The organism is Rickettsia endosymbiont of Hedychridium roseum (assembly GCF_964028255.1).
Lineage (GTDB): Bacteria > Pseudomonadota > Alphaproteobacteria > Rickettsiales > Rickettsiaceae > Rickettsia > Rickettsia asembonensis.
Window position 1 is genome coordinate 846,839 of record NZ_OZ034753.1, and the last position, 25,683, is coordinate 872,521.

Below are 25,683 nucleotides of genomic sequence, written 5' to 3' on the forward strand. Positions count from 1 at the left end.
ATGCTTTCCTAAGGCATAAGCAGTCTTACCCTGCGGAAGTAAGGCAACGTTGCGTGGATACCGCCCCTTCATTGTGAGGAGGCGTTGTTGCGTGGACCAACTTCACCTCTGTCATCCCGTGGCTTGACCACGGGATCCAGTTAAAAATACTAAAATTATTAGTATTTTTTGTTGTTTTTATGGACCTAGTTAGCAAGCCACGGGGTAACATAGTGGGTTTTATCGGTCTACGCAGGAATAACGTTAAAGGCATTCTCCATCATTCGTATTAAGACCTATCGGTGAAACCTCATCCTTATATTCAACAATAAATGATGAAACAAATTTACGTGGTGTGTCGGCTACTATCCAATCAACTTCTACAACATAATATCCTGGGTCTCTGTCCGGAAAAGCTACTTCAATCGTTTTAGAAGGAGCTAATGTATGATCCCAGTAAGGGAATTTATCAGAAAGTTCACTATAAATTTCTTCTAAATCGTCGTGTTTCAGTCTATTTTCAAAGGTAAACTCTGCCTTTGTCATTTGCACTATATAACCGCGAGTTTTATGTGATGCAGTATAATCCCATTCTATTAAGCTTTTTCTCACCTTCTAATGGTATAGCAAAGTTTATCCAGTTAAACGTTGAATCTTTTAATTCCGCTCTTATTTCTTCATTGGTAGCATTTACCCAATCTGTATCATCTGTACGCCCACCATTAAGGATATGCCCATCTAATGGTAGCGGTTCCCCTGCAACATCATTTCCAAAACGCTCATCACTTCCTTTCCCTGTTTCAAATCCGTTAAGTTTCCACTCTTCATTTATTAGCTTCTTATCTACACAAACTTTTCCCATTGTGTAAAGAGGGAATATTATTCGACCATGTTTTGGAGCTGGTTGATTTTGTTGTTCTTCATTTTTCATAAATTCGACCTTTATTTAAGTTAAAAATATTGGTTCTGTGTACTTTTGCTTTTTTTTGCAGAAATAGTTATTCATATTTCAAAAAAACCTTATAATTTGCAGCAAAAAATAACCATAATTAAGATTATTCTATCAAAAATGTACAGAGCCTAAGTAACTACAAAATACTAAATGTAGTTATAGTAATAACATTATAATTATTAATTAAAATTAATAATTATGTAATATAAAACTTAAATTGTTTTTAATGTTATAATAAAAATACAACTTCCTAATACCGGATGGTAATGTGCAGCATCCTGTGAATCAATTTGTGCAAGAAGTCTATTATATAGCTATGGGTTGGGTTACGGTAATAGTGTCTTGAAACGTCCCGGCAGCGGCAAGAGGTTGTGACGGCAGGCGTGCATATACGGTATAGTTTTTTGTGACCGGTCCAAGACCTAGTAAGTAGCTATCGGTAAATGTTACCGTACTACTAGTCCCGTTACCGAGTATTTGAGTAAAAGCTGCATCTTTGTATAAATTATAATTCAGCTTACGTACCCCGTTAACCATATTTCTTGGATTATAAATACCGGCAGAGCCTGTACTAAAAGTTACGGTATAGCTAACAAGCAGCGATAATAAAGCACTACATGTAACTGAGGCAGTAACGGAAGTTGTTCTAACTGCCCCTGCATTAAAAGTACCGAAATTTACGGTTGGAACTGACGGATTACATGTTGCAAGTAACGCCGTAGCATTTCCCGGTATAATCATGTTAATTAATAATACTGCTGATTTTGTTTTTGGAGCAACTTTCAAAGCAATTTCCTCAAACTCGGTATTAAGAGGTAGATTTTCATCATCTAGTCTTATTTCAGAAGGAACATATGATGTAACGTTCGGTACAAGCATTTTACCTTTATCATCAGTATAACCGGCTAATAGATTATTATTATAAACTCCAACATTTTTTAAACTATTTAACTTTAATCAAAGCAAGACCTCCAGTAATCGGTCTCGTCACATAATAGCTTTTGTCAATAGAGACAATACCTCCTTTGATATTAAACTGTTTCATTGTTTCGATATCATTTTTCTGCAGATAAACTCCAATATCGTTATTTTTACCGTTACGATTAAGCTGTACGTTATAGTTTGTAGCTTTAGCTTTAATTATATTATATCCCCATCCCATATTTGAGGTAACCGGTGAAGAAATACCAAGTTGCTTCGTATGATATTTATTTTGATATGAATAGTAAATGAAATACTTTTATTACCGTCTAAATTGAAGTTAAATGACATATAGGCAAAATTATTTTTACGTTTACTGTTTAAATCAGTACCTATAGTAAAACTTAAGAAACCTTTTTTAGTAATATTCCTTTGATAAGTCGATGATAATATATTTGTACGTTTACCTTGTTGTATTGTGTTATTTACGACAAAAGACAAAAAATTAACACTTATATTACCAAAATCGGTATTACCGCAGCTAGATGAAATCTGATAATTTAAACTTGAAAAAGTTTTATCGGGATAGTTATATACATCCTGATAATTGCTATTATTCCAATCTAAATTACTATTAATATCAAAATATTCCGATTCATAAGTATAACCGCAATTAATTCTTTGAGAACGACCGAAATTTTTGATATTACTTGCAGCTGAAATGCCTATAATTCCAAAATTTCCGATTTTTAAGTTATTAGTTACCCCTACTGCTCCATTATTTTTTAAAAATTCAAAATGTCCGCCGCTTGTTAAATAATCATTCATACCAAGCATATAATCGGTATTTAGAACTAAATATTTATAATCATTGCTATATATTATATCGCAAAATCTTGTCTTTGAAATCCTGCTTCATAAGAAAAATTTGAAAGCCCTTCGTGCAATAAACTCGGTGAGGCATAATAAGGAATGGTGATTGTTTGAACTTTACCGGTTATATCTTGCGTTTTAACTATTAAATCACCTCTACCGGTAATAACCGGAATGTTTGTTACGTCAAAATCCCCCATATGAGCTTTAGCATTATATATAGGCACACTATTTGATTTCTATACTGCTTGGAAGTTCTGATTTCCCTCTAAAATCCAGTAACGGATAAGTAACTAAATTCGGTCTAACCGCAAAATTAGTAGTATACTGAATACCGGCAAATCTAGTTGAATTAGACCAAGAAGATGCTTTAGTTATGCTATCCCCCTACCCGCCAATTAGTCATTTTATCTACATTCTCATATGTCCAATTTGTTTCTAAACGTGTAAATTTATTTTGGTTTCTTGCAGTATTTTTGACTTTAGAAAAATTTGATTTAACGGCTTCGGTTTGAAATAAAAAACTATAGCTATATACGCCGTTTTCAGTAAAATAATTAAGTTCCTCTACTCCGGCTAAATAATTAATATCATCATTTTGGCTAAGAGTTATGTCATAATTAAGATATGCACCGCTAATAAGTTTAGTATCGACATTTTGCATAGGACCACCTGAAGCATCAAATGATTGAGGTTGCATTTTTTCCGCTGGAAAAGTAATGTTTAAATCTAAATTCTCGAAGTTTAAATCATATTTAGTACCTTCGAGCAAATCTAAATTAATATATGCAGTATCGTGATAGTTCACGAGACCCTGTTTAAGATAATCTTCTTGGACATCAAAATGTTCTATATCTTCAAGAGGAATTAAACAATGACCTTGAGTGTTTTGCACTATAGTTGGGAATATATCGGTTTCGGTATAATTAACTTTTAGAGAAACAATCAATTCGTTGTCGCCCGCAACTTCATTAGAGCTATTCTCAAATTCTACTTCTAGAGGCAATTGGGGCAATGATCCTAACATTTTATCCTCATGCACATTTGTATCCGCTGTGGTTTGAGGTAAATTGTCTTCAAGAGATTCGGAGATAATTTCATCTGCAAAGCTTAGCGGTATAAATAAAATAATACCTATAAAAACTGATATTATTTTATTTAAAAGCACATTAGCTTATTTATTTAAAGTTAAAGATAATTTGCTATTGATATTACCTTGATATTGTTATAGGTATACTATGTTGAACAACAAGATTTACCGTAGAGGTAGCACTATTCTCTAGTTTTACTCTACGAGGTAATTCTCTTAATATGATTCTATAGTCTTTTTCTCTAGTAGAAAAATTCTGTGTATTTTTAAAAGCTAACCGTATCAATTGCGTTTTACCGCCATGCAAGGTAAATGTTACCGGAGTTGCCACTAAATCCGTAGTTTCTTTATATTCTTCTGTACCGTTTTCATACACACGTTTTAAAAGAAGTAGCTGAAACTTTTTAGGTGTATAATCATTATTTTGTACCGTCATAGTTGCTATTTTATTATCTTTACTTATCTCTATATTGACAGGTACGATAGTAGCACTAGCAAAAACATTAAAAGTAAATAATATAAATAGAATAGGTAGAAATCTTAAAAAATATTTTTTCATAATATCAATATGCTACGATTACTGTAATTGTATCGTTATAAGTATCAGAAGGAACATTTGCCCCTTGAGGTATTTTTCCGTATATTGTGAGCGTTTGAGGTAATCCCGTACCTGTTCCCGGTACCCAGTCGCTTGATTGATTTCCCCAATTTTGAGTTCTTGCTGCATTAGAATAAAGATTATAAGGTAAATAGCTAGTAGTGTTAACGAGGCCTGTCATTTTGCGAGTACTTGTTGTAGCGGCAGGTGCGGTACCGGCATTTAATGAAACGGTATAACCAGTACCTAAAGTACAAGTTATAGTAAGTGTGTTTGTTTGCAAAGAATCAGAGCAGTTGGAACATACGTACCAAAAGCTAAAGGAGTAGCCGTGACTATACAAGACGGTAAAACCGTTGCACTAACAAGGAAAAAAGCATTAGCAGACGAGGCGAAGCTATTTCCTGCACTTATAGTTAAGATAATAAAACCGATAATATTTCGTAGAATTTTAAAAGTTATTTTTCATAATTTTAATAAAAATAATTAATATTCATTATTAATCTTTGACAAATTTTAACGATTTTACAAGGCTAGTTTAAGAAATAGTCATATTTAAATATAAGTTTATGATATTTTTCCCACAAAAAAATTAATATCACTAACCCAAATTAGCTTGTTATAAATAGAAATATAATTGACTATTTTATTTGACTATTATAGTATAATGATAGTTTTATTTTTTCAGAGTATAAAAATGGCTACTAAAATAGCAATAAGTCAATTTAAATCTCATTGTCTTGAGATAATAGAAAAATTACAAACAGATAAAGAATCTATTATAATTACCAAAAGAGATAGAGAAGTAGCACAAATATTACCTATAAATACTGAAAAGATCTCAATATTCGGTATGTTAAAAAACAAAGCCGAAATAAAAGCGGATATATTAGAACAAATAGAAGAAAAATGGAATGCAGAACATTAATAATTTAATAATGGTTTAGTATTAGATACCCATGTTTTATTGTGGTCATTATTACAACCTGAAGAGCTATCAGAACAAACGAAACACAAAATCAATCTGGCTCAAGAAAATTCGCAATTATTTCTTAGTTCTATCTCGTTATGGGAAATAGCTATGCTTAACTTTAAAAAGCGTATTAATGTTTACGAACCTATAAAGGATTTTCTGAATTCTATAACAAATATCAATGGATTATCTATTAAAGATATTTCTCCGGAAATTGCTGCTGAAAGCATTTCTCTTATAGACGACTTTCACGGTGATCCTGCTGATAGAATTATTGTAGCAACAGCAAAATGTCTTGGAGTCACCCTACTTACTAGAGATCAAAAAATTCTTAATTGGGCTAAGTTAGGACATATTAAATCAATATCTATTTGATTATTTCCTCAATATCCAATAAAATCCTTTTTAAAATTTAAATATAAAAAGTAATGTATAATACTGATGTTGTAATAATAGGTGCCGGTCCGGTTGGATTATTTGCAGTTTTTCAAGCTGGAATGCTTGGCATGAAATGTCATGTTATTGATGCACAAGAAGTTATTGGCGGTCAGTGTATTACCTTATATCCCGAAAAACCTATTTACGATATACCGGCTTATCCTAAAATTGCAGCAGAAGAGCTAATAAAACAGTTAGAGCTTCAAGCAGCTCCTTTTAACCCTATATATCATTTAAATCAGCAAGCTATAGAGCTAAATAAACAAGATGATTTTTTTGAAATTAAAACCTCAAAAAACACTCTTATTAAAAGCAAAGTTATTATTATTGCAGCAGGAGTAGGTTCATTCGGTCCAAATAAACCGCCCCTTGCAAATATTGAAGACTTTGAAAGCAAATCGGTTTTTTATTTCATTAATGATAAAAGTAAATTTGCTGGTAAAAATATAGTTATAGCAGGCGGTGGTGATTCGGCTGTTGACTGGGCTATTTCTCTTTCGGAGATTGCAAATAAAATATATTTAGTACATAGGCGGGATAAATTTACGGCAGCTCCTGAAAGCGTAAGGCAATTAAGGCATATTGCAGAAACCGGTAAAATCGAGTTAGTAACCGGTTATCAATTAAATGCTTTAGATGGTAATAATAGTGAACTTCAATCGGTTATAGTTAAAGATCTACAAAATAATACTCGCAAATTAGATGCCAATATATTACTACCGTTTTTTGGTTTAAAACAAGATTTAGGTAGCTTAGCAAATTGGGGTTTAAATGTTAAGCTTCACCATATTGAGGTAGATAATTCCTATTATCAAACTAATATAGAAGGTATTTACGCCATTGGCGATATTGCTCATTATGTCGGTAAACTTAAGTTGATTCTTACCGGTTTTGCCGAAGCAGCAAGTAGCCTTCATCATGCTTATAGTAGAGTATTTGACGGCAAGGCTCTACATTTTGAGTATTCTACCACTAAGTATGGGGAGAAGAAGTAGGGTAAAAATCATAGTACTCTTGTCATTCCCGCGAAAGCGGGAATCCAGTAATTAAAAAGCACACATACGCTAAATTTTTAAAATTAAAAGCTCGATTTATATCGCTTTTTTCTGGATTCCTGCTTCCGCAGGAATGACATCAAGAACTTTTTAAAAACTGTCCTTACTATAATTATGGATAAAAATATAGTGAACAATATAATTGACGGTAAAGCGTTAGCAAATGAGATACTAGCAGACTTAAAGCTAGAAATTCAAGAACTTAAAAGTCAAACCAACGCTTCACCAAAGCTTGCTATAGTACTAGTAGGCGATAATCCAGCAAGCATTATTTATGTAAAAAATAAAATAAAAAATGCACATAAAATAGGAATTGATACTTTATTAGTAAATCTATCTACTACTATTCATACTGATGATTTAATATTGAAAATCAATGAGTTAAACCTTGATAACGAGATTTCGGGAATTATAGTTCAGCTTCCTTTGCCAAGCTCCATAGATAAAAATAAAATTTTATCAGCAGTATCACCTTCTAAAGATATCGATGGTTTTCATCCTTTAAATGTCGGTTACTTACATAGCGGGATTAGTCAAGGCTTTGTACCCTGCACTGCCCTTGGATGCCTTGCAGTTATAAAAAAATATGAACCGAATTTGAGCGGTAAAAATGCTGTAATTGTTGGACGCTCAAATATAGTAGGAAAACCTTTAAGTGCTTTACTATTAAAAGAAGATTGCAGCGTTACTATTTGTCATTCTAAAACACACAATTTAAGCTCTATCACTTCAAAAGCCGATATTGTAGTTGCCGCAATAGGTTCGCCTTTAAAATTAACTGCAGAATATTTTAATCCTGAATCTATAGTAATTGATGTAGGAATTAATAGAATTAGCGGCAATAAGATTATCGGTGATGTTGATTTTGAAAATGTTAAATCTAAAGTAAAATATATTACTCCTGTCCCGGGCGGTATCGGACCGATGACTATTGCTTTTTTACTTAAAAATACGGTTAAGGCATTTAAGGATTCTTATAGTACAGTATGTCATTCCTGCCTTTAGCGACTTTGTTGCATGGTTCTTATGTCATTCCCGCGAAAGCGGGAATCCAAAAAAAGTATAAATACAGCAGATTTTTGAAATTAAAAGCTCGTTTTATCTCACTTTATGCTGGATTCCCGCTTTCGCGGGAATGACATTGAATCTTATAAACATTTGCAAGTTCTACATAATTTCTTACGTTATCTTGCATATATTCTAAATCTTGATCAGTTAAATATCTAACAAATTTTGCAGGGGATCCCATCCATAATTCTTTAGATTTAATTATCTTCTTTGGGGGGATTAGGCTTCCTGCTGCAATAAAAGCATATTCTTCTATTACTGCATAATCCATTATTGTAGTACTCATACCGATAAAAGCATTATTATGTATTGTACAGGCATGAATAAGAGAGAGATGACCGATGGTTATATTATCGCCTATTTCTACCGGTCCGTTAAATCTTGAAGTATGAATTACACTACCGTCTTGTACGTTAGTATTATTTCCTATTTTTATTGATTCAACGTCGCCTCTAAGAACCGTATTAAACCAAATACTTGAATTACTACCTATTTCAACATCTCCTATTAAAGAGCTGCTTTCGGTAATATATGCAGTTTTATCGATTCTTGGCGTAACTCCTTTATAAGGGATAATAATCATTAATTATAATCTACCCAAGAAATATTACCGTCTTTACGATAATAAACTATATTGATACGATCATTATTGATATTTTTAAATACTACCGCAGGTAAATCTTCTAAATCCATTTTCATTACCGCTTCTTTTACTGATAATTTTAATATTTCTACAGGCTTTTCAGCAATAATTGCCGGATTATCATTATCTTCGGAGTTAGAGGTGTCACTATCAGATTGCGGATTAATAATATATTTGGTACCTTCGTAAGCAATTTCTGATATTTTTACTTTACCAGCATGATGATTTTTGAATTTTGATTTATATTTTCTAAGCTGTTTTTCTAGTTTTGACATAGCTTTATCAAAAGCTACATATATATCGCTACAACTATCATTACTTTTGACTATACTATGTTTACCTGATCCATATTTTACTATAATATCACATTTAAAGTTAATTCCCTCTTTTGAAAAATGTATATCTATATTTATTATATCGGTAAAATATTTTTTAACGACTTGCGTAGCCCTCTCTTTGGAATATTCTTGTAAGCTATTACCGATCGAAATATGTTGAGCTGAAACTGAAATAATCATAAATAACCTTTATAATCTGAAATAATTAATATATATTTAGAGTAATTTCAAGTTTTATTACAAATTAATTTAATTTAAACTTTAGCCGTAGAGTTTAGGATGCTTATCCTTATTTTGTTGCGATTTAATTAGTTTTTTAGCAGTCTTTCTTACATAATTAGGCTCAATGCCCATTTCTAAGCAGGTAGCATTAAAATTTTCATTATTTTCAAAAAGCCATTTTTTAGCGTTATATTCTGCTTTTGTTGCCTCCTTCTTGGTAGAAGTATTAGTTGCATCTATTATTGCCTGCATAATAATAGCACTTCTAAGAGCAATATCGGGTATAGGATTATAAAGTTTAATACGCTCAAAAGGAGTAGTTAATTTAATGACATATGGTTTAGTCATATAAAACCTCTAATAATTATTAATAAATTAAGATTTTGTTAATGTAAATGTAACCAATAGGTTTTTCTTTTTTAACAAAGTCCTTAAAAAGTATAATAATTTTCAAGGCTTCAACTAATAGTGACTAATTTGGATTAATAATGATAATCAGTAATGTTTAGAGGTTTAGGTGCTGTATATTTTTTGATAAAATAAGATATTTTACTCTTGCAGAAATAGAAGAATTGTTATATATATTGTTATCTCTTATGTATAAGGGGGTGTAGCTCAGTTGGTTAGAGCGTCTGCCTGTCACGCAGAAGGTCGCGGGTTCGAGTCCCGTCACTCTCGCCAAGTCCTTTCAGGGTTTCCGCGTTTCCTTTCGTTTTCTAAAAAATCCATATGCTCCTTTTATTCGCCTTTTGTTCTAATTTTTGTATTAAATCTCTTTTAAATCCCGAATTTTAAATATCCTCAAAAAAACTAACTTTGTATACTTCTTAAATCAACCTCAACTCATTTATTCGTACTTTTAGTTAAATTTCTATTGCATTCTTAAAACTCCTTACTATGATTCTATATATAAGCTCATTTTTAACAAAATATTAAAATTTATAGAATTTAATAAGGATAGGAGTATGGTTAAAAAGTTAATAGAAGCAATAGAAGCACAAAACCTAGCAGAAGCTAAAAGATTAATTGCTACAATGTATATTACCAAATTAAGTAAAGTTATTGACTTCGGTAGTACGGTTTTAATTTTTGCTGCTCATCATAGACAAGAAAAAATTTGTGAAATGCTTATACCTAAAATGTCAGAGAAGGCTATTAATCATGTTGTTTCTAACGGCGAAACAGCTTTAAGCATCGCTGTTCGTTGTGGATACGGAAAAGTTTGTGAGCTACTTATTCTTAAATTGCCTATTGAGACTATTAATTATAGAAGCAGTGATGGTTATACTGCACATAGTTTAGCTCTTTACTACGGCTATAAAAATATATACGACTTATTGCCACATACACACTCAGAATTATTGCAGAAAAGAAAAAACTATGAAGAACAGCAACAAATTTACAATAAACAACTAATTTCATCAATAAAAGAAAATAAAATAGAAACAGCAAAAAGTATAATACCTTTTATAAATCCAACATACTCCAATAGCGTTGATAAAAATAATAATACAGCTTTACATTATGCAGTAGATAAAAATTTAGAAGAACTTTCTATCTCATTAATAAATATTATGAGTAGTGAAACTATAAGTATCGGTAATATATATAATAATACAGCATTACACTATGCTACTGATAACGGTCTTGAGGTAATAAGCTGGTTTTTAATAAATAAAATGACACAAAAAGCTCTCGATATGGTAAATACTGATGGGAATACGGCACTGCATTATGCTATATATAACTTATTATAACAGGTTTATTAGCAAAAAAAATGAGTCTAGAAGCGGTAAAAACTGTTAATGCTGATTGCACGGCTGGGTATTTAGGAAAAATCACCACGTATGAAAATTTAGAAAAATATAATGAAACTCGTGAACACGAGAAAATAATAGGTAAATGTTTTCCTCTACCCGTAAAATTAAATCTTCCTCCCTTATCGCTTGAAGAAAGAGCAGAGTGGTTAGCACCTGCATTAGTAGGATTAGGGACATTTTTTTGTTATTATTTTTATAATGCTTATTTTAAGAAAAATGAAAATCAACAGGCTAGTACAAACAATTTAGTTAAAGAAGAAAAAAAAGAAGTTATAACTCAGACAACTTCTATTATTCAAAAAGAAAGTCTTTATAAAATACTGAAAAAAATAAATAATAAATTAAAAAATGATGACGGTCTTGCTGAAGATAATAAGATTTTGATGCAAAGTATTGTAGCTAATATAATAACCGAAGTATCGAAATTAACAAATGAGTCTGATATAAAAAAAATAACAACTAGTGTAAAAGACCTTTTAAACGGTAGGATTACTAAAACAAAGCTTAAAGATATAAAGGAAGACGTTGACTACTTAATAAAACAACAAAGCAAACTAGGCTACGATGTTACTGTGAATAAAGTAGAGGAAATAATTTATGACAAACCACTTTTGAATCATCCGAAATTGCTACAAGCTGCCGTAGATAGTAAATTAAGCTCTGATTTAATCCAAGAAGCAATTAATAATAATGATGAAGAGCTTATTTTAGCCGGATTACTAAGCATGGGATATGATGCAACACAAATTAATTAAGGACAGGGGCAGGCTCTGGATATATAAGTGTGTAAATTCTAAAATAGGCATTAAATTCGCCCATCAAATTTTATCAAAAAGTGAGCCATGTCCTCTCCCCAATTTTGGATAGGCATATTCCATTTTCGCGTAATATAGTCAATTGTCAAGTACAAAGTCTTAAATACAGAGTCGTCGTTAGGAAAACCCCTTTTGTTATTAGTAACCTTGCGTAATTGACTATTTAAACCTTCGATTGCATTGGTTGTATAAATGATACGCCTAATCACTTCTGGGTATTGTAAAAAAATTATCAAATTCTGCCAATTATTTTGCCATGATTTTGCAATATGTGGGTACTGTTTGCCCCATTTCATATCAAAATCAGATAAGGCAGTAAGTGCTTCATCCTCAGTGATAGAGCTGTATACTAGCTTCAAATCTGCTGCAAGTTCTTTACGGTCTTTATAGCTTACATATGACAAACTATTTCTGATTTGATGTACAATGCACAGCTGATGCTCAGTTTGTGGATATACTGCAGATATCGCCTCACTCATGCCCGTTAGATTATCGCTACAAGCAATTAAGATATCTTTTAATCCCCTGTCTTTCATTTCAGTAAAATTATTTAACCAAAATTTAGCTCCCTCATTCTCGCTAATACACAAGCCTAAAATATCTTTCCTTCCGGTTAAATCTACACCTAAAGCTACATATACTGCCTTATTGATAATTCTCTTATCTTGACGTACTTTAACTATAAGTGCATCAAAATATACTATAGCATATATGGCTTCCAGAGGCCTATTCTGCCAACTCCTGACCTCATCCATAACATTATCGGTAACCCGACTAATAAGGCTTTCACTGTTCTCTGCACCATATAGCTCATGAATCTGAATCTTAATGTCAGAGAGGCTCATCCCTTTAGCATATAAGGATAATATCTTCTGATCTAATCCATCAATCCTAGTCTGACGCTTTGGCACTAGTACAGGAGAAAATTCAGCATTTCTATCACGTGGTACTTCAAGTTCCAATACTCCACCTTCAGTAATTAGGCTTTTTTTTGCATACACCATTTCTACTATTGTCAGTCTCTATCCTGCCATATTTGTTATAGACAAGATGCTCATCCATCTCAGCTTTTAAGGCTCTTTCAAATATATTTTTAGTTAACTGCTTTAATATCCCGTCTTTGGCAAAAAAACTCGTTAAATCAGTATCTTTATCTATTAGCAAATCTACTGCTTGTTTTATCTTCTCTTGGTTACTGTTACTCATGTTATTCCTGATAAATTATATTATTGTTAATATAACCTATCCTAGAAATTTACACACTTAGTGAGACAGCACCCAGGGGCAATTTGCCCCACCCTTTAAATTTTCCTCACAGCACCTAACAATATCATTTGATATTATACTACTCCCAATTAATGAGTTTTTTAAAGTAATTAACTTTATAAGATAAAAAATAGTTCTCTTTACTTTTTAAGGCTCGGATATTCAATATAAACTCATTCTCATCATAAATAAAAATTTTAACTAGATGAGTCTTTAAGATAAACGATTATGTGCTAGTTTATAAACAGTATTTTGATCACGGCGTCCTATAGCTACTACTTGTACTACTAATCTTGCCTCTATAACTTTATAAACTAAATGATAACCTACTGAATGCAGTTTAATTTTATAACAATTTGGCATTGTGCTTAATTTAGCTTTAGGAATATGCGGCTTTATAAGACGTTCTTGTAATTTAGCCTTAAATTGTTTTTGGATATCCGGCGAAAGTTTTTTCCATTCCTTTTTAGCAGTCTCTAAAAAGGTTAATTCATAAATCATTAATATTTACCGGTATTTCTTTATCGTTTTTACGTTCCTCTATAATTCTACCTAACTCAATGTCATCAATCATTTCTATCATAGATTCATATAATTCAGCAGGAATACAATAAAAAACCGGTTGATTTCTATTTAATATAGCAAGAGGTCTTCCTCCACTACTTTGCATAGTCCCCATAGGATTGGCTTTAAGTTGAGAAACACTTGCCACTACATCAGCACAAATTACATGACTCATAATGATACCTTTAAATTACTTTAATTAGTACTAATAATAATACTTTTAATAATACTATTCAAGAATAAAATATGACATATACAAATCGGTTAAAACTGCCACTGCTTTATAGTGGATAGGCTTAGAAAGAAATCACTCATAATGAAGCATTAAATTTACTTGATGTTCTAGTAAACCCTGTAGTACAAGAAATTAATATTAATGCTCCGCCTGAGACTCTGAAACTTGGAAAACTATATATAATAGGCTTAGAGCCAACAGGTGACTAATATTTATATCTAATCCCAATTAATAAGTTTTTCAAAGTAATTAACTTTATAAGATAAAAATAATTCTCTTTACTTTTTAAGGCTCGGATATTCAATATAAACTCATTCTCATCATAGATAAAAATTTTAACTAAATTTAAATACGATAAAGTATCGAGAATAATTGAACGAAATAAGCCTAGGTTCTGTGCACTTTTGATTAATGATTATAATTATAGATATTTTTAAGCGAAAATTAATAAGATTTTTGCAGTAATAGTTATTCATATTTCAAAAAAATCTTATAATTTGCAGCTAAAAAGAGCTATAATTATGATTATTCTATTAAAAGTGCATAGGACCTAAGGATGACTTTAATAAATTTTTATCAATTATAAGTACAATTTTTCGGTATTGCAACCAAAGGCAACACCTACTGTGATAACCTAGTTGCTCTAGCTTGGCAATTCAGTCGTGCTATCAGCATCCTCAAAAATTTTGTTCACCTAGACCGTAGAATTGATTACATCGATTTAAAGCAAATCAATTAGAAATCTTACGCAAGAACCTAGGCTGTGTGAAGGAAAATTTACCCGTATTTTTAAGCTACCTTGTTGAGCGAAATATTTATTCGCCACATTCGCATCATAATTAACACCGTATTCCATCATTTGGTGTTTGGCAGTCACACCGACACCAAAGTTAAAGCTAGTTTTAGCAGACTTAAAGCTATTAGTCGTAAATGGGCTGTCCATCCCTTGTAACCTAGCATCGATAGCAGGAGTTTTATCTTTAAAGTTATAGTCTAGCATGCCGTAAATTGCAGGGATTAAAACTATATTTTCTACGTTAATATCTTTTGACATCCTAACACCCGCAAGCCCTTCAATTGTATTATACTTCTTCCCTTTAACGATTAAATTTTGGAAAGTCGTACCGGTCTCAGTATATCCTGAATCCCTAATATCGGAGTATCTAATCCCCACGGTCGGTGTTAAATTAATTGCTTTCGGAGCTAAATAGCTATAACCGGCTAAAATCTGTCCGGTATATGAACGTGATTTATATTTACCGATTGCCGTTTCATAACTGATCAAATTCCTACCCGAAGCAATATTACGCTGTGAATAATTCTTAACTTTACTATCACCGTAAGAAGCTATAGTTTCAAAAAACCAATTTTTATTCGGTACATTATATAAGCCGTATAAAGAGTAAATATTGCTCTGTATTTTACTTTTATCACCAACATTATTATTTTTCTGCTTTACCTTAGTATCAGCTCTAGTATAAGCAGCCCCAAGTAAGAAATCATCGCCTACTAAATTATCAAAACCAACAGTGCCGCCGGTTGAGTTCGATTTATAACCGCTTAGATTATTTTGTGCCTTTTGAGTACTATTCCCGACAAAAGGACTAGCCCACGCACCGAAATCTACTTCTGTCTCATCACCGGCAGAAATAGCAACTTTATTTATTCGAGAACCTAAAAGTGAAGATAAATTACCGACTATATTATGAGATACAGCTTGCGTATTTATTGCATTTATTACCGCTGCCGGTCTTACCATATCAGGTGTAACGCGATCTAGTGTTTCTTTTTGCTGCTTAATAGTAAAAAAAACAAATTCGTCTTTAAACATATCTGCATCAGTATCTTCAGATGCATGGATCAGTGTTGCGATATCTTTAGCCTCCTCCGGTGTAAAACTACCTTCATCTATTTCTTCTTGCAATATTTCATTCGAGATATTAGTAGCCGATAAAGTTAATGATGAAGTATTTATCGACCATTTAATGAAACTATTGTCAGTACCATTAATAAAAAATTTAATTTTATCGACAGGCAACGGAATCAATCCGTTTCCGTCCTCTGAAGATATTAGCGAATATTTAGTATTTTCATTTATTTCTCCTATACGTACGTCAGCACCGTTAAACTGAATCTCTAATTCATTTAGTAAAGATAAATCCATTTTACTACCGGGTGTAATCACTATATTACCACCGGAATTTTTTGTTTGATCATAACGGGTAGTCACAATTAACTTACCTAAAAAACTACTTTGACCGGTATATGATATTGTTGCTGCATTTAAATTAATCGTAGTACCGTTGCCGGTTAAATTACTACTAAAGGCAAGATTATTGGGAAATGTTAAAGTTGCTCCGCTTGCAACTACATTATTAGCCGTTATATTGTTAGCAAATATATTTACCGAGCCAGGTGATAAGGTAACAATACCGTTACTATTAATGCTACTTGCAAAACTTGTTGTGCCGTTTGTAGTAATGTTACCGACCGGACTTGCTGCCGTACCTACCACGCTGCTAACACTATTAATGCCACCCGTGAAGTTTAACTTGATTGCCTGCCCACCGGTTGAGTTAATAGCTCCGGTTAACTTAAAGTTCTGAGGTAAGGTTAATGTGCCGATACCGTTACCTCGAATCTCGTCAATTACGGTATCACCGCCGGTTAGCAGCGATACGTTGCCGGCTCCGACTTGCAGCAATTTAAGACCCTTAATATTGCCGCCGATAGAACCGTCGCCGTCAAATATTATAGTACAGTTAGTGACAACCGCTCCATTATCTGTACTTGTTACGCTACCGGTAATTTTTTTACCGTCTGCGATGGTTATAGAGGCATCTTGGTTTTTGAAATCTACATCACCTTCAATATCACCGTCTTGTGTTAACTGTGTATTTCCTCTAAAAAATAGGTTATTAGCAAAAATAGTAGATTTTATATCTAACTTCCCTGCACCTATAATGGTTAATTCTTTTAATTTATGATTCCTAGTACCTAGTGTAGCACCGGCGGCAGTACCGTCGATTGTTAATTTCTTACCGGCTATTACGGAATTTATAGTAACTTTACCTGTATTAGGAGCTAAAGGATCAAGAGTTTGGGCTAAAGTTATAGTTCTATCATCCGCAACCGAACTATTTTGCAATTGCAAGACAGAATCTTCATGTAAAAAGTTAATAGTTTTACCTGCCGTTAAAACAGCAAAATCACCGGTTTGAGCATCAAGGATATAAGTAGCCGCACCGACACCGTTCCCACCGTTTGCTCCGATATTTGTAGTAGGAATTTGGGCAGAGCTACGGCTCCGATCCGTTAAAGTTGCTCCTGCATAAATATCAAATATCATGGTATTTTGAATATCAAGCTTATGACCTGCCTCTCCTGAAATAGTTACTGCTCCTCCGGCAGCTAGCATTGCTAACTTATTTGCATTAGTACCAAGCGTTTCTCCTCCGGTCTCACCTTGTACGGTTAAACTATTGCCATTGCTGCTAATCAATTTTACTATACCTCCGTCACCCGCAACGGCACCGCCGCCTGCAGGCGTTACTCCTCCTTTTAGAATATTTTTAAAAGTTACGTTAGTATCAGCATTTGCTATTGTATTTTGAATTTGAAATATGGAGTTTGGATCAAAAAATCTAATAGAATCAGCAACTGTTAAAGCATCTATATTTCCGCCTTGACTAATATCTATAGCATATGTTGCAGGCCCTACTCCTGCTCCGGTACCTTCATCGGCACCGATATTTATTTCAGCTATGTTGATAGAGGTAGCACTTTCGTCGGTAAATATTGCTCCGTTATTAACATCAAGCCTATTTGATCTACTTACGTCAATTAGATTTGCTGCCCCTCTAATTGTAACATTTCCGGTAATACCTAAAAGTTCTATGTTAAAAAAGTTGCCGAATTGCGGATTATTTACTCCTTTTAAGATTAAATTACTAGCCGGGTTATTATTAGTAAGACGAACTTGACCGCCGTCACCACCGCCACCGAAACCTATTATATTATTATTAAAGATCACCGTTCGATCTGCCGCTCTTGTATTTTTTACCGTTAATCGTGAATTCGGAGCCTGAAATCTAAGGTTACTCCCTCCATCGACTTTTAAAAGCTCAACGGTTCCGGCTGCTTGACTTACATCAACAATATACTCTGTAATACCTTTTCCGCCTCCATCACCGATACGCATTTCATATATACCTGCAGAAGTAGCACTTTCGTCGGTAAATACTGCTCCCTTCTGAAGAATCAACGTATTTGTCCTACTTACATCAAGCAAATCTCCACCTCCTGCAATTGTAACCTTTCCGGCTATAATTAAACGTGTTATATTACGTCCCTCACCTAATTGTGAATTATTTGCTCCTTTTACAATTAAAGTACTAGCCGAATTTCTATTAACAAAACCTACTGTACAACCTCCACCATTAGTGACAACTACATTATTATTAAAGATTACCGTTTTATCTATTGCAGCTTTATTAAATACTATTAATTGTGAATTATTATCCAAGACAGTAAGAGCATTGCCTGCTCCTGCAACAAGGAAATTAACATCCCCGGCCGCTTGAGTTACGTCAAGAACATATCTTGTACCGGCTCCATTTCCTCCCCCAGTACCGAGATTTATTTTAGGAATGCGTGCAGAGGTAGCACCTGCATCCGTAAATGTTGCTGCTGCCTTAATATTCAGAACATTCGATCTACTTATATCAAGTAAATCTCCACCACCTGCAATTGTAACCTTTCCGGTAATATTTAAAGATGCTATGTTGCTACCGTTGCCGAGCTGTGGTGTACCTACTCCTGCATCTGCTCCTTTGATAGTTAAAAGATTACCGCCGGTACTAGAAAAGTTAACTATACCTCCACCGTTATTAATACCGACTACATTATTATTAAAAATTACCGTTCTATCTGCTGCCGCTGTATTTTGCACTGTTAATTCTGATGTTTCGTGTAAAAAAGTAAGACCGTTGCCTGCTCCTGCAACGAGGAAATCAACATCCCCGACTGCTCGACTTACGTCAACGGTATAAACCGCGCTACCTACTCCTTGCCCGGCATCAGCACCGATATTTATTTTAGGAATACGAGCAGAACTAGTACTTTCATCTATGAAAGTTGCTCCTTTATAAACGTTAAGAACTAGTGCATTACTAACATCAAGCTTTGTTCCGGCAGCACCGCTTATAACAACCTTTCTCTCAACATCTAATTGTGCCAATTTATTTACACCGATACCTAGCGTTTCTGCACCTGTTTTACTTTGGAGAGTTAAGAAGCCGTCGCCGAGATCGCCCCCTATTAACTTAACTATACCTCCACTTCCCGCTTTACCTGATAAATTTGTAGTTAAAGTTATAGTACGATTAGCAAAACTGTCTAACCGCAAGACCGAAGCCGTATCTGCAAATCTAATAGCATTACCGTTTAGATTAACATTTCCGGCTAGTGCATCAATAGTTACACTACTGCCTGCTCCGATATTTATCGTATTAAGGGTTCCAACACTTGCATGCAAAAAAACCATAGGAGTTTGTGCATTTAAAGTACCGTTGACTCCATTAATTATTGGATTTTTTAATGTAATTGACTTTCCGCTTGCAGTATTACCGGTTAATACTGCCCCTGCTCCGAAATCAATTGAGGCTAAATTCTCATATGTATCAGCTGCAATACCTGTTCCAGCCGTACCGGTTAAAGTTAAAGTTTTGTTTCCGGCTATTTCAATCGGTAAACGATTATTATATAATCCGGTATTTCTTATAGACCCGATAGACGTATTTTCATTAACGGTAAGAATACCCGGTGTTTGGTTATTATTACCCTTATCCGTATCAATTGCCCCGATTACTCCGCCCGCTATGTTTGCATCAACAGTCCAAGCTCCTTTACTATTATACTGTAATGTACCTACACCAAATATAGCCGCAGGATTTAATCCAACACCGGTAGTTAAGTCAGCATTATTTGTAACTACAGCATCAGCCGCCGCCAAGGTACTATTTCCATGAAGCATAAGAGCTATGGTTGAAACGGTAGTAAGGCTTATTTCAAGTCTCTTTAAAAAATTTTTTGACATGACAACAATTTTTATTAATTTATTTAAATAATATTAAAGATTTTTATTTTTAATAAAACATTTATACATATTTACATATAATTAACAAGTATCTATTCTGATTATATACTCTTTAAAGATTGGTTAAAATGCTTGAGGATATACGAACTATACGGCAATAGAAATCTTTCCAAACCAGTTTATAGAGAGGAATTTAAAGGGTACACTTCACCTCGAACCGCAGCGTACACAAGCGTACGTGAGGATGCGAGTACCAGATCGACGTATAAATTACCTCTAGAAACGAAGTTTGGAAAGATGTCTAATAAAGGAAAGCAAATATTTAATTTACTATATTGCCTATACGAACTGTTAAATTGAAAGTTATTGAAAAGTAACGACTTTGTTATGTCCTACCATCGGTTATGGGCATGTGATAGAGTCGAACTATAATAGCAAGGCGAAGAACTGCTTGAATAAGAGCGGCTCTGCATAGATATTGTAGTAGCCCATTAACCGAAATCAACAAGCCGCCTTAATCTCGTTTATTTTCTACTGCAGCGGCAGGAAATTCCAAGCATCAACATTGCAGCAAAAGCTTAATAGAGGTGAGTACAGAGCTGCCGCCAATGAGTTACTGCAGTGGGTACACACTAAAGGCAGGGTTAAGCGTCAGCAAATAGAACGGTCTTTGTTTTTAAATTAATTTTTAATTAAATATCTATTGCATTCTTAAAACTCCTTACTATGATTCTATCTATAGCTCATTTTTAATAAAATATTAAAATTTATAGAATTTAATAAGGTTATAATTATGTTGAGATGGTTTCAAACTCCATATGAAAGATTAATACATACAATAACAACAAAAGATATGGCAGAAGCACGAAACTTCATTGCTCAAATAGATACAACCGAATTAAGAGAAGTCGATAAAGACGGAAATACAGTTTTAACTTTAGCTATTAATAAAGGCTTATCCAGAGTTTGTGAATTACTTATATCTAAAATGTCAGAGAAAGCTATTAATTATATTGATAAAGACGGCTATACCGCTTTAACTTGGGCTGCTGCTAATGGCTATGAAAAAGTTTCCGAAGCACTTATACCTAGAATGTCCAATGAGGTTATTAATCAGATTACTAATAATGGTAAAACAACTTTAAGTATAGCTAAGAATAAAGGCGTAAAATATATATATGACTTATTACATAAAATATATGTTTTTCAAAATTTTGCTTATGAAATAAACGACAAAGTAGCTATTAACACTGCAATAAATACTATAGATAAAGCTATAGTAAAAGATACTATAACAAATATAGTAAATACCACTAAAGCCTTTAATAATATAACCTATATAGATAAAATAACTGCTAGTATGCAAAAGATTATAGTTAATAAATCTACAAAATTAGAAATTATAACTATAGAAAATCAGCTTCACGAAATAATTTATAATCAAAGTACAAACAATGATGTTAGCATGTTAGGTGATGATAATAATTTTGTACCTGCTGCCGGTTAATAAAAAATACAGGAGCAGCTTGCCTCTACCCTTTAAATTCTTAAAACGCCGCTAACGAATTGGCTTTGTTGCGTGGACCGGTTTTCCCGTCATTGCGAGGAAATTACGAAGTAATTGACGAAGCAATCCAGTTAAAAATTCTGATTTACAGAGTCAGTCATATAATTTGTGTAAGTTAAAAAAAAAGCAGATAAAGAATTACTGTAAGAAATAACGACTTAACCAAAGGAAAATATGGCTAAAAAATTAGAACAAGAGACAGCAAAAACAAATATAAATAATGAACTAGTAGAAGAGCTATTATCGCAAGCTAATCCTTCTGAGCTATTTGGTAAAGATGGACTGTTTCAGCAACTAAAGAAGCGTCTAGTAGAAAGAATATTGGAAAGTGAACTAAATCATGAATTAGGATATTCTAGGCATAGCAAAGTAGCGAAGATAGATAGCAATCGTAGGAATGGTACAACAGAAAAAACAATAATAGACGAGAGCGGTCAAAAAATAGTAATTGATGTACCACGTGATAGAGATAGTGAGTTTGAACCGCAACTAATCCCTAAAGGAGTTAGAAGATTTTCCGGATTTGATGATACGGTTATTTCCCTCTACGCTCGAGGTATGACTATGAGCGAGATACAATCACATTTAGAAGAAATCTACCATACAGAAGTTTCCAAGGAACTTATCTCTACCATTACCGATGGAGTAATGGAAGATGTAATAAGATGGCAGAACAGAGCTTTAGATAGGATATATCCGATTGTTTATTTAGACTGTATAATGGTAAAAGCAAGAGATAATAATATGGTTATAAATAAAGCTGTTTACCTTGCTATTGCAGTTAATACAGAAGGTAAGAAAGAGTTGCTTGGTATTTGGATTAGCAAAAATGAAGGTGCAAAATTTTGGATGCAAGTTGTAACCGAGCTAAAAAATCGAGGTATAGAACAAATTTATGTAGCATGTATTGATGGGCTTAAAGGCTTTAGAGATGCTATAAACAGTATCTTTCCAAATACTATAGTACAACTTTGTATCGTGCATATGGTTCGTAATTCTGTAAAATATGTTTCTTATAAAGATCTTAAAGAAGTAACGGCTGACTTAAAACAAATCTATACAGCAAATAATGAGAGCATGGCAAATTTAGCATTAGAAGAGTTTGCTAAAAAATGGGATAGCAAATATCCGGTTATTTCTGATATATGGAAACGTAATTGAACTGGAATAGTGCCTTTTTTTGCCTTTCCAGAAGAAATTAGAAGGGTCATCTATACTACTAATACGATTGAATCGGTAAATCGTCAAATCCGTAAAATTATCAAAAATAAGGGAGTTTTTCCAGATGATAAATCTATTACAAAAATCGTCTTTCTGGCTCTAAAAAATGCTGCAAAAAAAATGGACCATGCCCATTAGAGAATGGTCCCTTGCTTTAAATCAATTTGAGATACTTTGCGGAGATTTTAAATATGAATTATTAGAAAATGAATTTTAGATACTTACACAAAATTTATGATTGACTCGATTTACAGAATTTTTTTATTATTTTTTCTGGATTGCCACGTCGCTTCGCTCCTCGCAATGACAAGTATAAATATTTTTTTTGGATTCCCGCTTTTGCGGGAATGACATAGAATAGAAATTATCCGGTACTATATACTTCTAGTAAATGAAAAGCAGATAGACGAAGTTTAATTTGGAAAAGAGCAAGACGTTTTATATTTTTTGACCGCAGCGTACATAAACGATCACGCAGATCAAAAAATATGAAACAACGACGCCAATTTTTCAAATTAAACGAGTATATGACCGATCTCTATTTATTTAACGGGGTTTCTACCAAAGCATGCTTAAGTACTTGGTCGATATTTGACACAGATATAATTTCTAGGCTTTCTTTTATATTCGACGGTATATCTTTTAAGTCTTTAACATTCTCCTCAGGAATTAATACGGTTTTAATCCCTCCCCTACTCGCAGCAAGCAACTTCTCTTTAAGACCGCCGATAGGTAAAACATTTCCTCTTAAAGTAATTTCGCCTGTCATTGCTACAGTACGGTGTACGGGTATTTTAGTCATTAACGAAACAATAGTCGTAAACAAAGCACAGCCGGCAGACGGTCCATCCTTTGGAATAGCTCCCGCCGGTACGTGAATGTGAATATCAAAATCTTTATAATTATCGTATTTTAATCCAAAATTTGTTGCTCTGCTTCTAAAACAACTATATGCAGCCATTGCCGATTCTTTCATAACATCACCGAGTTTTCCGGTGGTCTTTATTTCACCTTTCCCTGGAAATGCTAAAGCCTCTATAGTTAAAAGCTCTCCTCCTACTTCAGTATAAGCAAGTCCTGTAGTACTCCCTATTTGGTCTTCTTTCTCAGCAAGCCCAAAATCATATTTTTTAGCCCCTAGAAATTCTTCAAGATTACTACTATCTATGGCGATATGCTTAACTGTTTTATCTGCTAAAATTTGCTTTAATGCTTTTCTAGTTAATGCCCCTATTTCACGCTCTAAAGCTCTCACACCTGATTCTTTAGTATAATATCTAATTAAATCCAAAATTGCCGCTTCGGATATAGTAATTTCGTCTTTCTTAATTTTATGTACTTTAAATTGTTTTGGAACTAAATAATTTTTGGCGATTTGGAGCTTTTCTTCCTCTACATAACCGGAAATGTATATTTTTTCCATTCTATCGCTTAAAGCTCTTGGTAAATCATGAGAATTAGCAGTAGCAATAAATATTACGTTTGATAGATCATATTCTACTTCTAAATAATGATCCACGAAATGACTATTCTGCTCAGGGTCTAATACCTCAAGCAAAGCGGATGCCGTATCACCTCTAAAATCAGAACTCATTTTATCGATTTCATCAAACAGCATTACAGGGTTACTAGTCTTAACTTTCTTAAGTTGACCTAAAATTTTACCTGGCATTGATCCAAGGTAAGTTTTTCTATGCCCTCTGATTTCTGCTTCATCTCTAACACCGCCGAGAGCAAATTTAGTGTATTTTCTGCCCATTCCTTCGGCAATAGATTTTACAAGTGAAGTTTTACCGACCCCTGGCGGACCTATTAAACATAATATAGGTCCTCTAATTTTACTTGAACGCTGTAATACCGCTAAATATTCTATAATTCGTTCTTTAACTTTTTCGAGTCCAAAATGGTCACGATTTAAAATTTTCTCCGCTTGGTTAATATCTATTTTGCTATTATCATACTTACCCCAAGGCAAACTTAGCAAAGTTTCAAGATAATTACGCGTCACTCCCGACTCTGCCGACATTTGATTCATACTACGGAGTTTTTTAAGCTCTGATTCTGCTTTCTCTTTAGCTTCTTTAGATAATTTTAAACTTTTAATTTTTTTCTCGATATCGGCAAGTTCCGATTTATCTTCATCAAGCTCCTTTTGAATAGCTTTCATTTGTTCGTGCAGATAATAATCACGCTGCGTTTTTTCGATTTGCTTTCTTACTCTTTGCTGCAATGCCTGCTCGGTTTCTGAATTTACTATATTGGAAGTAAGCGTACTAATAACCGTAGTGATACGCTTAAAAGGACTAGTTTCTTCTAATAAATGCTGCTTTGCCTCAAGGGAAGTTATCAGATGTGAAGCTAATATATTTATAATATTTATAAAATTAGTGCTATTACTTATTTCTTTATTGATAGTTTCAATAATTTCCGCATTAACTTTCTTATCATTAATCGCATATTTACTAAATAATTGTACTGCATTATCCACTAATGAACGCATGTTATTAACGTCAAATATTTCTTCATCCGGAATAATTTCATAATTTGCTTCAAAAGCTTCTTCGCCTTTGATATTGCTTAGCTTTACTCTTGCTACTGCTTCTATTAAGATTTTTGCCGTATTATTAGGCAACTTCACTATTTGGATAATCTTGGCAAGTATAGCTGTGTTATAAATTTCATGTTTACTAGGGTTTTCTTGATCAAATTTTTTCTGTAAAGTTACTAAAATATATTTACTATTATCTTCCTCAGAAACGGTAGTATGAGATAACGCTTGCAGCGATTTTTGTCTACCCACGAAAATAGGAGCAATTACTCCCGGGAATACTACCATATCTCTTAATGCCATAAGCGGCAGGGATTTTTTATTCATCAATTAAAACCTTTTAAAATTTCTAATTATTAACTATATAATATAGTATAAATGCGATTTCAAGCCATCTTTA

The 25,683-nt window shown here is 33.3% G+C and carries 27 protein-coding genes, 1 tRNA gene and 4 pseudogenes; 14 read left to right on the top strand and 18 right to left on the bottom strand.

Translation table 11 applies throughout. The features are described from left to right. Positions 1-25: 25 nt before the first annotated feature. The 10 genes and pseudogenes from AC5587_RS04975 to AC5587_RS05020 all read right to left on the bottom strand — a co-directional run bounded on the left by AC5587_RS04975 (position 26) and on the right by AC5587_RS05020 (position 4,696). Positions 26-253, bottom strand: coding sequence for a hypothetical protein (locus AC5587_RS04975; protein ID WP_499161984.1), 228 nt, complete (start codon positions 251-253; stop codon positions 26-28). Further along, on the bottom strand, positions 244-525 hold the full coding sequence (locus AC5587_RS04980; RefSeq protein ID WP_499161986.1) for a hypothetical protein: 282 nt from the start codon (positions 523-525) through the stop codon (positions 244-246). Before AC5587_RS04980 ends, AC5587_RS04975 begins: the two co-directional genes overlap by 10 nt. Before the next feature lie 22 nt (positions 526-547). Beyond that, positions 548-910, bottom strand: a complete 363-nt coding sequence (locus AC5587_RS04985; RefSeq protein WP_499161987.1) for a chitin-binding protein — start codon at positions 908-910, stop codon at positions 548-550. Between the two features lie 339 nt (positions 911-1,249). Next, positions 1,250-1,672 (bottom strand): annotated as a pseudogene (locus AC5587_RS04990) (spore coat protein U domain-containing protein); the annotation flags it as partial. Between the two features lie 202 nt (positions 1,673-1,874). Next, the gene (locus tag AC5587_RS04995; protein ID WP_499161989.1) at positions 1,875-2,093 is read right to left on the bottom strand and encodes a hypothetical protein; all 219 of its coding nucleotides are present in this window, start codon (positions 2,091-2,093) and stop codon (positions 1,875-1,877) included. Next, positions 2,072-2,680 carry a hypothetical protein gene (locus AC5587_RS05000; protein WP_499161991.1) on the bottom strand — a complete coding sequence of 203 codons (609 nt, stop codon included), beginning with the start codon at positions 2,678-2,680 and terminating at the stop codon, positions 2,072-2,074. Before AC5587_RS05000 ends, AC5587_RS04995 begins: the two co-directional genes overlap by 22 nt. 53 nt (positions 2,681-2,733) lie before the next feature. Next, positions 2,734-2,952, bottom strand: coding sequence for a fimbria/pilus outer membrane usher protein (locus tag AC5587_RS05005; RefSeq protein WP_499161992.1), 219 nt, complete (start codon positions 2,950-2,952; stop codon positions 2,734-2,736). A gap of 152 nt (positions 2,953-3,104) precedes the next feature. Beyond that, positions 3,105-3,893, bottom strand: coding sequence for a hypothetical protein (locus tag AC5587_RS05010; RefSeq protein ID WP_499161994.1), 789 nt, complete (start codon positions 3,891-3,893; stop codon positions 3,105-3,107). Positions 3,894-3,936: 43 nt separating this feature from the next. Next, complete coding sequence (locus AC5587_RS05015; protein ID WP_499162999.1) at positions 3,937-4,251, bottom strand: fimbria/pilus periplasmic chaperone; 315 nt, start codon at positions 4,249-4,251, stop codon at positions 3,937-3,939. Between the two features lie 127 nt (positions 4,252-4,378). Next, positions 4,379-4,696: a Csu type fimbrial protein gene (locus tag AC5587_RS05020; protein WP_499161995.1), complete on the bottom strand. Its 318-nt coding sequence runs from the start codon at positions 4,694-4,696 to the stop codon at positions 4,379-4,381. Here AC5587_RS05020 and AC5587_RS05025 point away from each other — a divergent pair. From AC5587_RS05025 to AC5587_RS05050, 6 genes are all read left to right on the top strand, one after another. Further along, positions 4,691-4,903, top strand: a complete 213-nt coding sequence (locus AC5587_RS05025) for a hypothetical protein (protein WP_499161997.1) — start codon at positions 4,691-4,693, stop codon at positions 4,901-4,903. The two genes, AC5587_RS05020 and AC5587_RS05025, sit on opposite strands and share 6 nt — an antisense overlap. A 207-nt stretch (positions 4,904-5,110) precedes the next feature. Further along, complete coding sequence (locus tag AC5587_RS05030) at positions 5,111-5,341, top strand: type II toxin-antitoxin system Phd/YefM family antitoxin (protein WP_499161998.1); 231 nt, start codon at positions 5,111-5,113, stop codon at positions 5,339-5,341. Positions 5,342-5,380: 39 nt separating this feature from the next. Next, complete coding sequence (locus AC5587_RS05035) at positions 5,381-5,761, top strand: type II toxin-antitoxin system VapC family toxin (protein ID WP_499162000.1); 381 nt, start codon at positions 5,381-5,383, stop codon at positions 5,759-5,761. A gap of 53 nt (positions 5,762-5,814) precedes the next feature. Continuing rightward, positions 5,815-6,819 carry an NAD(P)/FAD-dependent oxidoreductase gene (locus AC5587_RS05040; protein ID WP_499162001.1) on the top strand — a complete coding sequence of 335 codons (1,005 nt, stop codon included), beginning with the start codon at positions 5,815-5,817 and terminating at the stop codon, positions 6,817-6,819. Between the two features lie 189 nt (positions 6,820-7,008). Further along, positions 7,009-7,884: a bifunctional methylenetetrahydrofolate dehydrogenase/methenyltetrahydrofolate cyclohydrolase FolD gene (gene folD / locus AC5587_RS05045; RefSeq protein WP_499163000.1), complete on the top strand. Its 876-nt coding sequence runs from the start codon at positions 7,009-7,011 to the stop codon at positions 7,882-7,884. Beyond that, entirely contained in the window at positions 7,866-8,018 is a 153-nt protein-coding gene (locus tag AC5587_RS05050) for a hypothetical protein (protein ID WP_499162002.1), read from the top strand. The genes folD and AC5587_RS05050 overlap by 19 nt, the downstream gene beginning before the upstream one ends. Here AC5587_RS05050 and AC5587_RS05055 read toward each other — a convergent pair. From AC5587_RS05055 to AC5587_RS05065, 3 genes are all read right to left on the bottom strand, one after another. Continuing rightward, the gene (locus AC5587_RS05055; RefSeq protein WP_499162003.1) at positions 7,988-8,530 is read right to left on the bottom strand and encodes a gamma carbonic anhydrase family protein; all 543 of its coding nucleotides are present in this window, start codon (positions 8,528-8,530) and stop codon (positions 7,988-7,990) included. The two genes, AC5587_RS05050 and AC5587_RS05055, sit on opposite strands and share 31 nt — an antisense overlap. Continuing rightward, a complete protein-coding gene (gene hpf, locus AC5587_RS05060; RefSeq protein ID WP_011271027.1) occupies positions 8,530-9,108 on the bottom strand; it encodes a ribosome hibernation-promoting factor, HPF/YfiA family in 579 nt (192 codons plus the stop codon). The genes AC5587_RS05055 and hpf overlap by 1 nt, the downstream gene beginning before the upstream one ends. Before the next feature lie 81 nt (positions 9,109-9,189). Further along, positions 9,190-9,498, bottom strand: coding sequence for a hypothetical protein (locus AC5587_RS05065; protein WP_499162004.1), 309 nt, complete (start codon positions 9,496-9,498; stop codon positions 9,190-9,192). A gap of 256 nt (positions 9,499-9,754) precedes the next feature. Here AC5587_RS05065 and AC5587_RS05070 point away from each other — a divergent pair. From AC5587_RS05070 to AC5587_RS05080, 3 genes are all read left to right on the top strand, one after another. After that, positions 9,755-9,831: transfer RNA gene (locus tag AC5587_RS05070), tRNA-Asp, on the top strand. Positions 9,832-10,115: 284 nt separating this feature from the next. Then, positions 10,116-10,907, top strand: coding sequence for an ankyrin repeat domain-containing protein (locus AC5587_RS05075; RefSeq protein WP_499162005.1), 792 nt, complete (start codon positions 10,116-10,118; stop codon positions 10,905-10,907). Positions 10,908-10,927: 20 nt separating this feature from the next. Then, entirely contained in the window at positions 10,928-11,725 is a 798-nt protein-coding gene (locus AC5587_RS05080) for a hypothetical protein (RefSeq protein WP_499162006.1), read from the top strand. A 50-nt stretch (positions 11,726-11,775) separates the two neighbouring features. Here the strand turns inward: AC5587_RS05080 and AC5587_RS05085 are convergent. From AC5587_RS05085 to AC5587_RS05095, 3 genes and pseudogenes are all read right to left on the bottom strand, one after another. Beyond that, a pseudogene (locus AC5587_RS05085) lies at positions 11,776-12,991 on the bottom strand (IS256 family transposase). Between the two features lie 273 nt (positions 12,992-13,264). After that, positions 13,265-13,552: a type II toxin-antitoxin system RelE family toxin gene (locus AC5587_RS05090; RefSeq protein ID WP_499162007.1), complete on the bottom strand. Its 288-nt coding sequence runs from the start codon at positions 13,550-13,552 to the stop codon at positions 13,265-13,267. Beyond that, entirely contained in the window at positions 13,542-13,790 is a 249-nt protein-coding gene (locus AC5587_RS05095; RefSeq protein ID WP_499162008.1) for a type II toxin-antitoxin system Phd/YefM family antitoxin, read from the bottom strand. Before AC5587_RS05095 ends, AC5587_RS05090 begins: the two co-directional genes overlap by 11 nt. Positions 13,791-13,987: 197 nt before the next feature. Here AC5587_RS05095 and AC5587_RS05100 point away from each other — a divergent pair, with 197 nt between their 5' ends. Next, entirely contained in the window at positions 13,988-14,059 is a 72-nt protein-coding gene (locus tag AC5587_RS05100; protein WP_499163001.1) for a hypothetical protein, read from the top strand. A gap of 512 nt (positions 14,060-14,571) precedes the next feature. Here AC5587_RS05100 and AC5587_RS05105 read toward each other — a convergent pair. Continuing rightward, entirely contained in the window at positions 14,572-19,947 is a 5,376-nt protein-coding gene (locus tag AC5587_RS05105) for an autotransporter outer membrane beta-barrel domain-containing protein (protein ID WP_499162009.1), read from the bottom strand. Between the two features lie 138 nt (positions 19,948-20,085). On the opposite strand from AC5587_RS05105, the pseudogene AC5587_RS05110 reads away from it, so the two are divergent. The 4 genes and pseudogenes from AC5587_RS05110 to AC5587_RS05125 all read left to right on the top strand — a co-directional run. Further along, positions 20,086-20,250, top strand: a pseudogene (locus AC5587_RS05110) (palindromic element RPE1 domain-containing protein); the annotation flags it as partial. Positions 20,251-20,473: 223 nt separating this feature from the next. Next, positions 20,474-20,632: a glycoside hydrolase family protein gene (locus AC5587_RS05115; protein WP_499163002.1), complete on the top strand. Its 159-nt coding sequence runs from the start codon at positions 20,474-20,476 to the stop codon at positions 20,630-20,632. A 108-nt stretch (positions 20,633-20,740) separates the two neighbouring features. Continuing rightward, positions 20,741-21,454 carry an ankyrin repeat domain-containing protein gene (locus AC5587_RS05120; protein WP_499162010.1) on the top strand — a complete coding sequence of 238 codons (714 nt, stop codon included), beginning with the start codon at positions 20,741-20,743 and terminating at the stop codon, positions 21,452-21,454. A gap of 234 nt (positions 21,455-21,688) precedes the next feature. After that, a pseudogene (locus AC5587_RS05125) lies at positions 21,689-22,952 on the top strand (IS256 family transposase). Between the two features lie 321 nt (positions 22,953-23,273). Here the strand turns inward: AC5587_RS05125 and lon are convergent. After that, positions 23,274-25,610: an endopeptidase La gene (gene lon / locus AC5587_RS05130; protein WP_499162011.1), complete on the bottom strand. Its 2,337-nt coding sequence runs from the start codon at positions 25,608-25,610 to the stop codon at positions 23,274-23,276. Positions 25,611-25,683 lie beyond the last annotated feature (73 nt).

What these genes read in the sequence shown, in the direction of transcription:
- AC5587_RS05055 (WP_499162003.1), bottom strand. Translation starts at nt 8,530, where the DNA reads ATGATTATTATCCCTTATAAAGGAGTTACGCCAAGAATCGATAAAACT.
- AC5587_RS05080 (WP_499162006.1), top strand. Translation starts at nt 10,928, where the DNA reads ATGAGTCTAGAAGCGGTAAAAACTGTTAATGCTGATTGCACGGCTGGG.
- AC5587_RS05095 (WP_499162008.1), bottom strand. Translation starts at nt 13,790, where the DNA reads ATGAGTCATGTAATTTGTGCTGATGTAGTGGCAAGTGTTTCTCAACTT.
- AC5587_RS04975 (WP_499161984.1), bottom strand. Translation starts at nt 253, where the DNA reads ATGCCTTTAACGTTATTCCTGCGTAGACCGATAAAACCCACTATGTTA.
- AC5587_RS05065 (WP_499162004.1), bottom strand. Translation starts at nt 9,498, where the DNA reads ATGACTAAACCATATGTCATTAAATTAACTACTCCTTTTGAGCGTATT.
- AC5587_RS04980 (WP_499161986.1), bottom strand. Translation starts at nt 525, where the DNA reads ATGACAAAGGCAGAGTTTACCTTTGAAAATAGACTGAAACACGACGAT.
- AC5587_RS05075 (WP_499162005.1), top strand. Translation starts at nt 10,116, where the DNA reads ATGGTTAAAAAGTTAATAGAAGCAATAGAAGCACAAAACCTAGCAGAA.
- AC5587_RS05120 (WP_499162010.1), top strand. Translation starts at nt 20,741, where the DNA reads ATGTTGAGATGGTTTCAAACTCCATATGAAAGATTAATACATACAATA.
- AC5587_RS04985 (WP_499161987.1), bottom strand. Translation starts at nt 910, where the DNA reads ATGAAAAATGAAGAACAACAAAATCAACCAGCTCCAAAACATGGTCGA.
- lon (WP_499162011.1), bottom strand. Translation starts at nt 25,610, where the DNA reads ATGAATAAAAAATCCCTGCCGCTTATGGCATTAAGAGATATGGTAGTA.
- AC5587_RS05090 (WP_499162007.1), bottom strand. Translation starts at nt 13,552, where the DNA reads ATGATTTATGAATTAACCTTTTTAGAGACTGCTAAAAAGGAATGGAAA.
- AC5587_RS04995 (WP_499161989.1), bottom strand. Translation starts at nt 2,093, where the DNA reads ATGGGATGGGGATATAATATAATTAAAGCTAAAGCTACAAACTATAAC.
- hpf (WP_011271027.1), bottom strand. Translation starts at nt 9,108, where the DNA reads ATGATTATTTCAGTTTCAGCTCAACATATTTCGATCGGTAATAGCTTA.
- AC5587_RS05105 (WP_499162009.1), bottom strand. Translation starts at nt 19,947, where the DNA reads ATGTCAAAAAATTTTTTAAAGAGACTTGAAATAAGCCTTACTACCGTT.
- AC5587_RS05000 (WP_499161991.1), bottom strand. Translation starts at nt 2,680, where the DNA reads ATGAATGATTATTTAACAAGCGGCGGACATTTTGAATTTTTAAAAAAT.
- AC5587_RS05030 (WP_499161998.1), top strand. Translation starts at nt 5,111, where the DNA reads ATGGCTACTAAAATAGCAATAAGTCAATTTAAATCTCATTGTCTTGAG.
- AC5587_RS05015 (WP_499162999.1), bottom strand. Translation starts at nt 4,251, where the DNA reads ATGACGGTACAAAATAATGATTATACACCTAAAAAGTTTCAGCTACTT.
- AC5587_RS05050 (WP_499162002.1), top strand. Translation starts at nt 7,866, where the DNA reads ATGTCATTCCTGCCTTTAGCGACTTTGTTGCATGGTTCTTATGTCATT.
- AC5587_RS05040 (WP_499162001.1), top strand. Translation starts at nt 5,815, where the DNA reads ATGTATAATACTGATGTTGTAATAATAGGTGCCGGTCCGGTTGGATTA.